Genomic DNA, 14,353 nt, shown 5'->3' with positions numbered 1-14,353 from the left:
GAGGTGGTGAGTGAAGCGCATAGACACTCTGCCCAACCCGGTGCGCGAGATCGAACTCGTCTGGATTCCGCTGAGTGACGGCACGCAACTCGCCGCACGGCTATGGCTGCCGGAAGGTGCGGAGGCCGAGCCGGTGCCGGCCATCCTCGAGTACATCCCGTACCGACGCCGCGACAACACCCGGGCGCGCGACGACGTCATGCACTCCTACGTCGCCGGCCACGGCTACGCCTGTGTGCGCGTCGATCTGCGCGGCAGCGGCGATTCCGAGGGGGTCCTGCTCGACGAGTACCTGCAGCAGGAACTGGACGATGGCGTCGAGGTGATCCGCTGGATTGCCTCGCAGGAGTGGTGCAGCGGCTCGGTCGGCATGATCGGGATTTCCTGGGGCGGCTTCAACGGCCTGCAGATCGCCGCCCTGCGTCCGCCGGAGCTCAAGGCGGTGGTCACCGTCGCCTCCACCGACGATCGCTACGGTGACGACGTGCACCACATGGGCGGTTGCCTGCTGGGGGACAACCTTTCCTGGGCCTCGACGATGTTCGCCTTCAACTCGCTGCCGCCGGATCCGCAGATGGTCGGCGAGCGCTGGCGGGAGATGTGGTTCGAACGCCTCGAGGGCAGCGGCCTGTGGCTCGAGAAGTGGCTGCGCCACCAGCGCCGGGACGCCTACTGGCGCCATGGCTCGGTCTGCGAGGATTGGGATGCCATCCAGTGCCCGGTAATGGCCGTCTCCGGCTGGGCCGACGGCTACACCAATTCCGTGTTCCGGTTGCTCGCCGGCCTCAAGGTGCCGCGACTGGGGCTGGTTGGCCCCTGGAGCCACAAGTATCCCCACCAGGGTGTCCCCGGGCCGGCGATCGGTTTTCTGCAGGAATGCCTGCGCTGGTGGGACAAGTGGCTCAAGGGCAAGGAGACCGGGATCATGGACGAACCCATGCTCCGTGCCTGGATGCAGGAATACATGCCGCCGACGACGTTCTACCAGGAGCGCCCGGGCCGCTGGGTAGGCGAGACGAGCTGGCCGTCATCGGAAATCCGCTCCCGGCGCGTGGTCCTGGCCTGGCCGGGCCTGCTCGAGGCGGAAGATGCCGAGGTCGACGAGGTGCCGATGTCGATCCAGTCTCCGCTCTCGGTGGGACGTTTTGCGGGCAAGTGGTGTTCCTACGCCGCCACGCCGGATCTTCCGCACGACCAGCGCGAGGAAGACGGCGGGGCGCTTGTGTTCGACACCGCCCGGCTGGAAACGCCACTGGAGATTCTCGGTGCGCCGCGTCTGGTCCTTGATCTGTCTGTCGACCAGCCCGTGGCGATGGTCGCGGTGCGCCTGTCCGATGTGGCCCCCGACGACAAGGCGACCCGGGTCACCTACGGCCTGCTGAACCTCACTCACCGTGACAGTTCGGAGCATCCCGAGCGGCTCGAGCCGGGGCGGCGTTACCGGGTAGAGGTCACGCTGAATCACATCGGCCACGTGTTCCCCGCCGGGAACCGCCTGCGTGTGTCGATATCGACGTCCTATTGGCCGTTGGCGTGGCCGGCGCCGCAGCCGACACGTGTGACCATCCACACCGGCGCGAGCGAGCTGGTGCTCCCCGAGCGTCCGCGGCGCGACGAGAGCGATCGCGAGATCACATTCGCCCAGCCCGAGGGCGCTCCGCCCACGCCGACCCGGCGGGTCGAGGCCGGCCAGCACAAGTGGCGTGTGGTGCGGGATCTCGAGACCGACGAATCCACCCTCGAGGTCATCAACGACGATGGCACCGTCTATCTCGAACCGGTCGATCTCGAGATGCAGCGCAAGGCGCTCGAGTGGTACAGCTACCGCGGCTACGACTACCAGTCACCGCGTGGCGAGACGCTCTGGGAGCGGGGATACCGTCGTGGCGGTTGGGCGGTACGTACCGTCACGCGCACCGTGCTGACCGCGACCTCGACCCACTTCCTGCTGCATGCCGAGCTCGATGCCTACGAAGGCGAGCACGAGGAGGAAAAGCGCGTGTTCTCCGAGAACTGGGACTACGAGATCCCGCGTGATCTCAACTGATCACTCGCCGGTTCGACGTCGGCCGGGCGCTCCCACCACAGACCGGCGCGCTTGAGCGACTGGACCACCAGCAACGGCAGCAGCGAGAAACCCAGTATCAGCAGCCACTCGCGCCCGCCTGGCGGCGTCACGCCGAGAATGCCGGCGAGCGGGGCGAAATAGGTGGCCACCAGCAGCAGGAGCACGCCGACGGCGATCGCCGCCCAGATGAAACCGTTGCGGGTCACCTCGTTGACGATCATCGCCGAGCGGCTGCTGCGCATGTTGAACACGTGCCAGAGCCGCGCGAAGCCGAAGGTCAGGAACGAGATCGTCACCGCCATCCCGGTGTCGAGTTGCAGGACGAGCAGGGCGACGGCGAAGGCCGCCAATGCCGTGGCCGCGATGATCACCGCATAGCCCCCGATAGCCGACCAGTGGCGACGCATCAGGATCGGTTCGGTCGGGTCGCGGGGCGGGCGATCCATAATGCCCGTCTCGCTGCGATTCAGTCCCAGCGCGAGGGCGGGCATCACATCCGAGACAAAGTTGATGTAGAGGATCTGCAGGGGCAGCATCGGCAGCGGCGCGGCCACCATCGCGGCGGCCGAGATGGCGAGTATCTCGCCGAGATTGCCCGAGAGCAGGTAGACGATGAAGCGGCGGATGTTCTGGAAGATGGTCCGTCCGTGCCGCACCGCGTCGACGATGGTGGCGAAGGCATCGTCCTTGAGCACCATGTCCGCGGCCTCCCGAGCCACCTCGGTGCCGCGTTGTCCCATGGCGATGCCGATATCCGCCTTCTTGAGACCGGGAGCATCGTTGACGCCGTCGCCGATCATGCCGACGATCCAGCCGGCCTCCTGATAGAGCTGGATCAGTTCGAGCTTCTGCCGGGGAGAGATGCGGGCGAACACGCCCTGGTCGAGCAGGGCCTCGCGTTCGGCGGGGGACAGGGCGTCGAGACGATCGAGAACGGCGGGATCGGTGGCCGGCGCGTCGGTCCCGGCAATGCCGATCTCGCGGGCGATCGCCCGGGCGGTGGCGTCGTGATCGCCCGTGACCATCACCAGTCGAATGCCGGCTTCCTGGCAGGCACTGATGGTCTCGCGAATGCCCGGTCGCGGGGGATCGTGCAGCCCGGCAACACCCAGCAGTGTCAGTCCCTCGTAGGGATTGCCTGACTCATCGTCGACGGTCTTCTGCGCCAGCATCAAGGTGCGCAGGCCATCGCCTGCCAGCGCCTCGCTGCGCCGTCGCCATTCGGCACGATCCGACTCGTCGAGCGCCCGCTCCCCGTCTGCGGTCATCACCCGATCGCAGGCCTCGATGACCGATTCGGGTGCCCCCTTGACCGCCACGCGGAAGCCGTCGTTGGCGGCATGATAGGTGGCCATCATGTTGGTGGCCGGATCGAAGCTCACCTCACGGGTCTCCGGCCAGGACTCGAGCAGGGTGGACCGCGTGAGACCGGCTTGGGTCGCGGCCTCGAGCAGCCCGATCTCGGTGGGGTCGCCGACCGCACCGTGCGATTCCACGCTGGCGTTGTTGCACAGCGCCGCCGTTTCCAGGAAGGCGAGCAGGTCGGAGGTTTCCGCCGGATCGAGAGCGGTCTGGTCCAGTTGGAATGTGCTGTCCTCAACTTCCACCGTGCCGCGCTCGAGCACTACTCGGTGAAGCGACATGTGGTTCTGGGTCAGCGTGCCGGTCTTGTCGGTGAAGATGACGTTCGCCGAGCCCAGCGTCTCGACGGCCGACAGGCGCTTGACCAGCGCATTGCGGCTGGCCATGCGGAGCATTCCCTGGGCGAGCGCCAGTGTGGCGACCACCGGCAACCCTTCGGGCACGGCGGCAATCGCCATGGCGATGGCGGTTTCCACCATCAGGCGCAGATCGGTGCCGGCAAGCATGCCCGCGCCGGCAACCAGCACGGCGACCACCAGCGTGAGCCAGATCAGCCGCTGGCCAAGCCGGTCGAGGCGTCTTTCCAGCGGCGTGATCGATTGCCCCGATTCCGAGACCAATCGGGCGATCTCGCCGAGCTCGGTTGCCAATCCGGTGGCCACCACCACGCCGCTGCCCGAACCCTGCGTGACCGCAGTGCCGGAATAGGCCATGTTGAGCCGGTCGGCGATCGGTGGATTCTCCTCGGACAACGGCTCGGTAATCTTGTCGACGGCGACGGACTCGCCGGTCAGGGCCGACTCGTTGCACTGCAATCGGTTGGACTCGACCAGCCGCATGTCGGCCATGATCATGTCGCCGGCCTCGAGAAGCACGATGTCGCCGGGGACCAGTTGGTCGGCACCGATGCGGTGCGTCTTGCCGTCGCGCCGGACGTGCACCTGCGCGGTGCCCATGCGCTCGAGTGCCTCCATGGCACGAGTGGCGCGCCACTCCATGGCGAAGCCGACGGCTGTGTTGACCACCAGGGCGGCCAGGATGGCCAGCGCCTCGATGGTGCTGCCGAAGGCCGCTGCCGCGACGGCGGCACTGAACAACAAGATCACCACCAGACTCTCGACCTGATTGACCAGGATCCGCCACACGGACGGGCCGCGTGATTCAGGCAATCGGTTGGGGCCGTGGCGACGGCGGCGGGCGCGCACCTCGGTAGCGCTCAGGCCGCTTTCGAGAGAGGTTCCCTGATGGTCGAGGACCGCATCGACGGGTAGTCGATGGGCGTGCATGTCATCCGGATGGCCGTCGTGTCTAGGCATCCCTCGGTCTCGCTATCGTCGTCCCGACAGGGTGGGGTCAAATTGACCTTAGCACCCGGGACAGGCGGCGGCTCGAGGCTTATTCGATCGCCGAACCAAAAAAGCCACCGCATGGGCGGTGGCTTGGTCAGGGCTTGCGGCCGGGGCCGGCCGGCGACTCAGTCGCCGGTGGTCGGCGTGGCCGTGATGCGGTGGATCGTCAGGTCCGCGCCTTCGAACTCCTCTTCCGGGGTCAGGCGGATTCCGACGGTGCGCTTGAGCACCCAGTAGATGACGAAGCCGCCGATCAGGGCGATACCGATGCCGACCAGCGTGCCCACCAGCTGCGAGAGCAGGCTGACGCCGCCCATGCCGCCGAGGGCCTCGAGACCGAAGATGCCCGCGGCAATCGCGCCCCAGGCGCCGCAGAGGCCGTGCAGCGGCCAGACACCGAGCACGTCGTCGATCTTCCAGCGGTTCTGGGTGAGGATGAATGTCGCCACGAACAGGGCGCCGCCGACCGCGCCGATGGCGAGCGCACCGAGCGGGTGCACGATGTCCGAGCCCGCGCAGATGGCGACCAGGCCGGCCAGCGGGCCGTTGTGAACGAAGCCCGGGTCATTGCGGCCGACGAACAGCGCGGCGAGCACCCCGCCGACCATCGCCATCAGCGAGTTGAGCGCGACCAGGCCCGAGACGGCCTCGACCGACTGGGCGGACATCACGTTGAAGCCGAACCAGCCGACGGTGAGGATCCAGGCACCCAGCGCGAGGAACGGGATGCTCGACGGCGGGTGGGCCGCCATCCCGTGCTTGCCGTAGCGGCCGCGACGCGCGCCCAGCAGCACAACAGCCATCAGTGCGATCCAGCCACCCATACCGTGCACCACCATCGAGCCGGCGAAGTCGTGGAAGCCGGCGCCGAACGTCGACTCGAGCCAGCCCTGCAGACCGAAGCGGCCATTCCAGACCATTCCCTCGTACAGCGGATAGATGAACGCCACCAGCAGGAAGGTGGCGGCGAGCACCGGATAGAACTTGGCCCGCTCGGCGATGCCGCCCGAGACGATCGCCGGGATGGCGGCGGCGAACGTCAGCAGGAAGAAGAACTTCACTAGCTCGTAGCCGTTGCCGACGTTCAGTTCGGCGGCCGCGGCGTAGAAGTCCATCCCGTAGGCGATGGAGTAGCCGATGAAGAAATAGGCGATCGTTGCCACGGCGAAGTCGGCGATGATCTTGACCAGCGCGTTGACCTGGTTCTTCTCGCGAACCGTGCCCACCTCGAGAAAGGCGAAGCCCGCGTGCATGGCCAGCACCATGGCGGCGCCGATCAACAGGAAGAAGGTGTTCGCACCATCCTGAAAGGTTTCCATCAAAGTCTCCCGTCTGAATTGCTGCGTGCACCATGAGCAGGAATCGTTCCATGCCCGCATGCCGCATCGAGGGGCAGAAATCGGCCTGATGATGCTCTTGCATGGTGCGTTCTCTCGTGCAAATGCACTATAGCGGTGCTTCGGTCGATTGTCCGACGGAGGGGCGTGGAGCATCTATGCTCCGGCCAGGAGGTGGTAGCCCGAGTTTCAGCCACGGCGATACCTGCCGGGGGAGGAAGGATGACCGAACGGGACCAGACCAGCCGTCGCGAGGCGATGGTGGACTACCAGGTTCGTGCCAGGGGAGTGCGCTCGCCCGAGGTGCTCGATGCGATGCGGCGCGTGCCGCGCGAGGCTTTCGTGCCGGCCGATCTGCGCGAATTCGCCTACGACGACACGGCCTTGCCGATCGCTGCCGGCCAGACCATCACCCAGCCGGCCATCGTGGCGATGATGGTTGAGGCACTCGACCTGAACGGCGGCGAGCGGGTTCTCGACGTGGGGACCGGCTCCGGTTACGCCGCCGCCGTGCTCGCCTGTATCGCCGGGCGGGTATTCACGATCGAACGCATCGGTGAACTGGCGGAGCTTGCCGAGCAGGCACTGGGATCGACCGGTTTCACCAACGTCGAGGTGCGCACCGGTGACGGCTCGCGTGGTTGGCCGGAAGCCGCTCCGTTCGATGCCATCATGGTGGCGGCGGGCAGTCCGACGGTGCCCGAGGCGCTCAAGCGGCAGCTGGCCATCGGCGGGCGTCTGGTGGTGCCGGTCGGATCGGATGACGGTGTGCAGGAACTGATGCGCATTACCCGGGTGGGTGAGGACGAGTATCAGTCCGAGGACCTTGCCGACGTCCGCTTCGTGCCGCTTGTCGGCGAGGCCGGCTGGTCCGAGTCGTCACCAAGGCCTCGGCGAGGCTTCGGCCGTCGGACCGTCTCCGAGGCCGATCAGCGCCTGGTCGATCGCGTGGTGGCGGTGTCGGAGCCGTTCGATTCGGTCGACGACCTGCCGCTGTCCGGATTGCTGGACCGCATCGGTGATGCCCGCCTCGTCCTGATCGGCGAGGCATCGCACGGCACCTCCGAGTTCTATCGGGCCCGACAACGCATCACCCGCGCGCTGATCGAGGAGAAGGGCTTCGATTTCGTCGCGATCGAGGGTGACTGGCCGGATGCCGCCCGCATCGACCACTACGTGCGACACGCCGAGTATCCGCCATCCGAATGGACGGCCTTCGCGCGCTTTCCGACCTGGATGTGGCGCAACGAGGAGGTGCGCGGCTTCGTCGACTGGTTGCGCGGGCACAATGCCGAGCGGGCACCGTCGGATCGGGTCGCCTTCCACGGGCTGGACCTGTACAGCCTCTACAACTCGATCGCGGCAGTGCTCGACTACCTTGACGAGGTCGACCCCGAGGCGGCGATGGTCGCCCGCGAACGCTATAGCTGCCTGACGCCGTTCGAGCCCGACCCGGCCACCTATGCCCGCATGGCCCTGAGTCCGGGTTATGCCGGCTGCGAGGCGCCGGTGGTCGAGATGCTGCGCGACCTGCAGCAGCGCCACCGCGTCTACGCCGAGAAGGATGGCGACCGGTTTCTCGATGCCGTACAGAACGCCCGCCTGGTCGCCAATGCCGAGGAGTACTACCGCTCGATGTTCTACGGTTCGCGCAGCTCCTGGAACCTGCGCGATACGCACATGTTCGAGACTCTCGAGGCGCTGCTGGTCCATCACGGCGAGGGCAGTCGTGGCGTCATCTGGGCGCACAACTCGCATGTCGGTGATGCGCGGGCCACCGACATGTCGCGACGGGGCGAATTCAATATCGGCCAGCTGTGCCGGGCGCGCTACGGCGAGGCCGTCTACACGATCGGTTTCGGCACGGATACCGGCACGGTGGCGGCCGCCTCCAACTGGGACGAGCCGATGGAGGTCAAGAACCTGCGGCCATCGCTGCCCGACAGCTACGAGCGTCTCTGCCACGAGACCGGCCGCGCCGGTTTCCTTCTGCCGCTGGGGGAAGACGGCGACGCCGAGGTCCGTGCCGGGTTGGCCGAGCAGCGGCTGGAGCGCGCCGTCGGCGTGATCTACCGGCCGGAGACCGAGCGGGTCAGTCACTACTTCCACGCCGAATTGCCACGGCAGTTCGACGAGTATGTCTGGGTCGACCGTAGTCGGGCGGTCACGCCGCTGGACAGCCGCGCGCTCGAGGGGGCGGCAGATACCTATCCATTCGGGCTGTGAGGCGCGATCAGAAGGTCGAGAGGCCGGTCGCTTCCATCAGCCGGTAACGCCAGTACCGCCACCAGGAGTCGTCGGCGTAGTCGGAGAACGGCAGGCTGTGTCGCTCGCCGTGGCCGTTGCCCCAGCGCAGGGTGAAGTAATCGATCGTCGCTGCCAGCGCTGGGTGGTCGGCCGGCGCCTGCCATTCGACGTTGGTCTCCATATTGAAGTTGTCGAGGTTGCGGCGGGTGAAGTTGGCCGAGCCCAGCAGTACCTCGCCACTGCCGTCGGCATGGCGCAGCAGCAGGAGCTTGGCGTGGCACTGTTCACCGGTGGTCAGGCACCAGCGCACGTCGACCCCGGCTCGATGCAGCTCCATCCCCACCGGGCGGTTGGGCAGGCCGCTCTTCTTGCGGCCGAAGGCGTCGTGGTTGGGGTCGAGCAGGGCACGGACCTGCACGCCCCGGTCGGCGGCACGTTTCAGGGCCTCGATCACCCCGCGATGCGAGAGGTAGAACATCGCCAGATCCAGCCGCTCGTCCGCCTTCGCGGCGTCGATCATCGCGATGGTGGCTTCGCGGATGCGGGCTTCGGTCAGGATGCGCAGCCGTCCCTCGTCGGCATCGAGATAGCTCTTCGCCGGGGGCTTGGGCATCGGGAATGCCGGATCGAGGCCGCTGATGGCGGCGGCCGATCGCTCGGTGGCCAGCAGGTCGAGGGCGGCCGGACCGGCGAAACGCAGGGCGACGTTGCCGTGGCGGCTGCTGGCATCGTGCGGATTGGCCGAGGTCACGAGCCCCACCCATCGGTCATCCTGGTCGGCGACCACCGTCTTGCGATGGTTGGCCTTGAAGTTGAGCAACCGCATCCAGGAGGCGAGGCTGGCCTGTCGTTCGGCCAGGGGGTTGGGCAGCCAGCCTTCGCCGGGTTCGGCATCCAGCCAGCGACAGCACAGCCGCCAGAGCCCCGACCACAACGGGTTCGGGTCGCGAAGACGCGCGAGATCCGTTTGCAGCACGCGCACACCGGCCGCTTCCAGTCGCTGGAAGTGACTCGGCGCGAGGCTGCCGTAGACCGTGTTCACCGGATCCGTAATGAAGAACCCGTCCATCGACGGGTGGCGATTTTGCTGCGTCACCAGGGCCTGTGTCAGTTCCTCGGAAAGCGGACGATGCCGCCGGTCGGTTTCACCGGCGAAATCGTTGAACAGGAACATGTCGAGCACCAGCAGCTGCTCGGCGTCACGGATCATCGTCAGCACCGAATCGATGATCGCCTGATCGCTGCGTGTGTCCCCGTCCTTCGTGACGTAGGTGGTATCCGAGAGGAAGGTGACGTCCACGGCCGGAACCCAGGGTGTGGCGACATCCAGTCCGGCGGGCATGGGCTTGTAGACGTGCAAGACGCCCATGAGCAGCCAGGCCAGCAGGAAGAGCGCGATCAGGGTCCGCAAAATCGTTTTTCGACGCAGGCGCATGGTCGTCGTCCTGTGGTGGGACTCCCCGGATGCTACACGGCTTCTCCTTTGGCCGGAGGGTCAGCGAATGCTTGGATTGACGAGAGTGTCCATTAGGAAAACCAATGATAGCCGGAAGCTATTGGTTCGCTGATGAAATGCAATTTGTGGTTCTGACGGGGGCGGCCTAGTTTCCTTGAGTGAGAACAAGCGATTCGGTGGTCGGGCGTCTCAGGGGCGGCCCGCACGGCGTCGACCGAATTACGACTCGGGAGATCCGAGAGATCCGATCGGATTGATAACGGTGGCCGTCACGACTAGTCGCGATCCGGCACCCACCAACGACACGGCAAGGAGACGGAGATGGGCGAGAACACGACAGCAGGCAAGTGCCCGGTGATGCACGGGAGCCGAACCCGGCTGGGCGGCGGTGGCGGTGGCGCCAGGGATTGGTGGCCCGAGCAACTCAACCTCGGCATCCTGCATCAGCACACGCCGGCATCCAGTCCGTTGGGCGAGGACTTCGATTATGCCGAGGCGTTCAAGAGCCTCGACCTAAAGGCGGTCAAGCAAGACCTCGCCGAGCTGATGACCGATTCCAAGGAGTGGTGGCCGGCCGATTACGGCCACTACGGTCCGTTCATCATCCGCATGGCCTGGCATTCGGCCGGCACCTACCGCACGGCGGATGGGCGTGGTGGTGCCTCCACCGGCAACCAGCGCTTCGCTCCGATCAACAGCTGGCCAGACAATGCCAACCTCGACAAGGCGCGTCGCCTGCTCTGGCCGATCAAGCAGAAATACGGCAACAAGCTCTCCTGGGCGGATCTCTACATCCTTGCCGGCAACGTGGCGTTGGAATCCATGGGGCTCAAGATCTTCGGTTTCGGCGGCGGCCGCGAGGACATCTGGGCGCCCGAGGAGGACATCTACTGGGGTGCCGAGCAGGAATGGCTGGCCACCAGCAACAAGCCGCACAGCCGCTATTCCGGCAATCGCGAACTGGAAAATCCACTGGCCGCCGTGCAGATGGGTCTGATCTACGTCAATCCCGAGGGACCGGACGGCGAACCCGACCCGCTGGCCTCGGCGAAGGACATCCGTGAGACCTTCAAGCGCATGGCGATGAACGACTACGAGACCGTGGCCCTGACCGCCGGCGGACACACCTTCGGCAAGGTCCACGGAGCGGGCGATGCCGCCCATGTCGGTCCCGAGCCGGAGGCCGCGCCGATCGAGGAGATGGGCTTCGGCTGGAAGAGCAGCTACGGCTCGGGCAAGGGGCGGGACACCATCACCAGCGGCCTGGAGGGCTCGTGGACACCCACGCCGACGACGTGGGACATGAGCTATTTCGACGTGCTGTTCGGCTATGAGTGGGAACGGGTCAAGAGCCCGGCCGGCGCATGGCAGTGGGTGCCCAAAAACCTCGCCGAGAAGGATCATGCGCCGGATGCCGAGGACCCGAACATCAGGGTCGGCATCATGATGAGCACCGCCGACATGGCGATGCGCGAGGACCCGACCTACCGCGAGATCGCCAAGCACTTCCACGCCAACCCGGAGGAGTTCGCCGATGCCTTCGCCCGGGCCTGGTTCAAGCTGACCCACCGCGACATGGGGCCGAAGGACTGCTACCTCGGGCCGGAGGTGCCGGAGGAGGATCTGATCTGGCAGGACCCGGTGCCGCCGGTCGATCATGTGTTGATCGACGAGCAGGATGCCGATGCGCTCAAGGCGAGCATTCTCGAGTCGGGGCTGTCCCTGCGCGAGCTGATCTACACCGCCTGGTCGTCCGCCTGCACCTTCCGCGGTTCGGACAAGCGCGGTGGCGCCAACGGTGCGCGCATTCGCCTCGCCCCGCAGAAGGACTGGGCGGTTAACGAACCCGAGCAGCTCTCGCGCGTGCTCCACGTGCTCGAGGGCATCCAGAAGGCGTTCAACGACTCGCAGTACGGCGACAAGCGGGTATCCCTGGCCGACCTGATCGTGCTTGGCGGGGCGGCGGCCATCGAGGTGGCGGCCTGGGATGCCGGTTACCCCGTCGACGTACCGTTCGCACCGGGCCGTACCGATGCTACCGACGAGCAGACCGATGCCGAATCGTTTGAGCCGATGGAGCCGGAGGCCGATGGCTTCCGCAACTACCGTCGCGCCAAGTTCACCGTCACCGACGAGGAGATGCTGGTGGACCGTGCCCAGCTGCTGGGACTGTCGGCCCCGGAGATGACCGTGCTGGTCGGCGGCATGCGTGTGCTGGGCGCCAACGCCGGCGACAGCCAGCATGGCGTGTTCACCGACGAACCGGGCACCTTGACCAACGACTTCTTCGTCAACCTGGTCGACATGGACACCGTCTGGAAGCCGACCGCCGCCGACGAGGACATCTACGAGGGACGCGACCGCGGGACCGGCGAGCTCAAGTGGATCGGTACCCGGGTCGACCTGGTGTTCGGCTCCAACTCGCAGCTGCGCGCGATCGCGGAGGCCTACGCACAGGATGATGCCGGCGGAAAGTTCGTCCGGGATTTCGTTTGCGCCTGGAACAAGGTGATGAACGCCGGGCGCTGCGATCTGGGCTAGCGCGAACTGACCAGGGCGAGACACCGAACGACAGAAACCGCCGGGCTTCCCGGCGGTTTTTTTGTGGACGGACGATGGTTACGAATCCGTGCGCCGGCCGTTGTCCTCCGCCTCGTCGTTCGATTCGTCTTCCCGGTTACCCGGGGTATGGGCATCCGTCATGCGCAGCACGGCATCGTCGCGGTATGTCTCTTCGCCCTCGATAGCCACTTCCGTGCCCGGCTGGTGGATCTGCTTGCGTAGTTTTCGGGTGTACTTGGCCGCCTTGTAGGCCTGATCGACGATTCGGCGGACGTGGCTCAACTCGTCGAGGCGGGCGACCATCTGGCGCACTGGCAGACGGTCGTCGGCGCCGGCTCGCAGCAACAGTGCCTTGACGGCCTGGTAGTCGTCGGCGAAGTCCTTGATCGCCCGCTTGAGCGGTTTCATGCCGAAGCCCTCGACGTCCGGGTCGGCGAGTGACAGGAAGCGGGCGGTCTCGCGGCGGAATTCGGTGAGCGCCTCGCGCAGGCTCGGGTCGGACGGCGTGGTCACGGTCGCCTCGATTTTCGCGATCTCCTCGACGTGCTCGACGATGTCGCCGTAGTAGCGGCTGATGCGCATAGCCAGCGGGAAGCCCTCGGCGATCGAGGCCGGGATCTCGCCGTACTGGGCGCGATTGCTGAACTCGGCGGTGGCCAGTATCAGTCGGTCGACAATCTCGCGGTCCCGATGCAGCCGGTCGATCGCCGCGGACCCTTCCATGCTGATCACGTCTCGGGCGCCCCGGCGGGCGATCTCGCCGATGCGTCGGAGTTCCATGTCGAGCGCATCGAGTGCAAGGTCGGGCGTCGAGGCGATGTGCCGGTCGAGGTGGCGGGGGCGGCCCTCGTCCTCCTCGGCAGTGCGGAATCGGGTCTCGAGCAGGCCCACGAGCCGGTGCGTCAGCGGCCAGAAGATCGCCATCCCGAGGAGCTTGGTAGTGGTGTGGAAGATGGCCAGCGAGGTCGCCGGGCCGGGCTCCAGGCGCAGCAGCTCGGCCGCGTGGGCGACCAGCCACAGCAGCACCGGCAAGCCGGCGAAGGCGACCACGCCGACGACGACGTTGAATAGCACGTGGGCCACTGCCGCGCGCTTTGCCGAGGAGGTGGCGTCGATCACCGCGAACAGGGCGGTCGAGGTGGTGCCGACGTTGGCGCCGATCACCATGGCGGCACCCGCGGTCACCGGGATCAGGCCGGTGCCGGCGGCGGTCAGGGTGAGGGCGAGCGAGGCACTGGATGAATTCATCACCACCGTCATCACCACGCCGATGGCGACGAACATCAGCAGACTGAGGATGCCGTTGCCGGTGTGCTCGGCGAGATCGAAGCTTTCTCCGAAATCACCGAAGGCCGTCTTGAGCACGTCCAGGCCGAGAAAGAAGATGCCGAACCCGGTTAGCGCGTCGCCGAGATAGGCGCGACGTTTGCCTTGGCCGGTGACGCGCAACAGCATGCCGATGGCCACCGCCGGCAGGGCGAGGGCCTGCAGGTCGACCTTGAAGCCGACCAGCGCGACCAGCCACGAGGTCGCGGTGGTGCCGATGTTGCTGCCGATGATCACCCCGATCGCCTGGAACAGCGTCAGCAGCCCGGCGTTGACGAACCCCACCGTGGCGAAGATGACGGCCGAGGAGGACTGCACCACGGCGGTGATCGCAATGCCCGAAAGGATGCCGCGGGGCGTGGTGGCCGTGCCGCGCGCGAGTATCTCGCGCAACGCATCACCGGCTGCCACCTTGAGACCGTCGGTCATCAGCCGCATGCCCAGCAGGAAAAGCCCGACGCCGCCGAGGAAAGTCAGGGTGAGACTCAGATTCATGGCTCGATTCTAGCCCGAAGTCCGGGACGGGCCGAGGGCCGTCGCGGGGCGTGGCGCGTGCTGCGGGGTGCTAGAATTCCTTTATGGCGAGGCGGTACGTGCGCGGCCGTCATCGCGTCGGTCCGGTGAGGCGGCAAGGCGGCACTCGGCG

General features: G+C 66.6%; 7 protein-coding genes. 3 read left to right on the top strand and 4 right to left on the bottom strand.

All coding sequences use genetic code 11. From position 1 onward, the window contains the following. Window positions 1-10: 10 nt before the first annotated feature. The gene (locus LV476_RS03925) at window positions 11-2,047 is read left to right on the top strand and encodes a CocE/NonD family hydrolase (protein ID WP_434062815.1); all 2,037 of its coding nucleotides are present in this window, start codon (window positions 11-13) and stop codon (window positions 2,045-2,047) included. Here LV476_RS03925 and LV476_RS03920 read toward each other — a convergent pair. After that, window positions 2,020-4,746 carry a cation-translocating P-type ATPase gene (locus LV476_RS03920; RefSeq protein ID WP_250073646.1) on the bottom strand — a complete coding sequence of 909 codons (2,727 nt, stop codon included), beginning with the start codon at window positions 4,744-4,746 and terminating at the stop codon, window positions 2,020-2,022. The two genes, LV476_RS03925 and LV476_RS03920, sit on opposite strands and share 28 nt — an antisense overlap. 158 nt (window positions 4,747-4,904) lie before the next feature. Then, window positions 4,905-6,098: an ammonium transporter gene (locus LV476_RS03915; protein ID WP_250073645.1), complete on the bottom strand. Its 1,194-nt coding sequence runs from the start codon at window positions 6,096-6,098 to the stop codon at window positions 4,905-4,907. Between the two features lie 240 nt (window positions 6,099-6,338). Between LV476_RS03915 and LV476_RS03910 the strand changes: the two genes are divergently transcribed. After that, window positions 6,339-8,342 carry a protein-L-isoaspartate(D-aspartate) O-methyltransferase gene (locus LV476_RS03910; protein WP_250073642.1) on the top strand — a complete coding sequence of 668 codons (2,004 nt, stop codon included), beginning with the start codon at window positions 6,339-6,341 and terminating at the stop codon, window positions 8,340-8,342. Window positions 8,343-8,349: 7 nt separating this feature from the next. Here LV476_RS03910 and LV476_RS03905 read toward each other — a convergent pair whose 3' ends face one another. After that, window positions 8,350-9,798 (bottom strand): phospholipase D-like domain-containing protein, encoded by a 1,449-nt coding sequence (locus LV476_RS03905; RefSeq protein ID WP_250073640.1) that lies wholly within the window; start codon window positions 9,796-9,798, stop codon window positions 8,350-8,352. A 342-nt stretch (window positions 9,799-10,140) separates the two neighbouring features. Between LV476_RS03905 and katG the strand changes: the two genes are divergently transcribed. Then, a complete protein-coding gene (katG, locus tag LV476_RS03900; RefSeq protein ID WP_250073638.1) occupies window positions 10,141-12,360 on the top strand; it encodes a catalase/peroxidase HPI in 2,220 nt (739 codons plus the stop codon). A 78-nt stretch (window positions 12,361-12,438) separates the two neighbouring features. On the opposite strand, the gene LV476_RS03895 is transcribed toward katG, so the two are convergent. After that, complete coding sequence (locus tag LV476_RS03895) at window positions 12,439-14,202, bottom strand: Na/Pi cotransporter family protein (RefSeq protein ID WP_250073636.1); 1,764 nt, start codon at window positions 14,200-14,202, stop codon at window positions 12,439-12,441. Window positions 14,203-14,353 lie beyond the last annotated feature (151 nt).

Origin of the sequence: Guyparkeria hydrothermalis, assembly GCF_023555385.1 — a bacterium.
GTDB lineage: Bacteria > Pseudomonadota > Gammaproteobacteria > Halothiobacillales > Halothiobacillaceae > Guyparkeria > Guyparkeria hydrothermalis_A.
The sequence above is the reverse complement of the archived record's forward strand: the minus strand, read 5'-3'. Positions and strand labels throughout refer to the sequence as shown.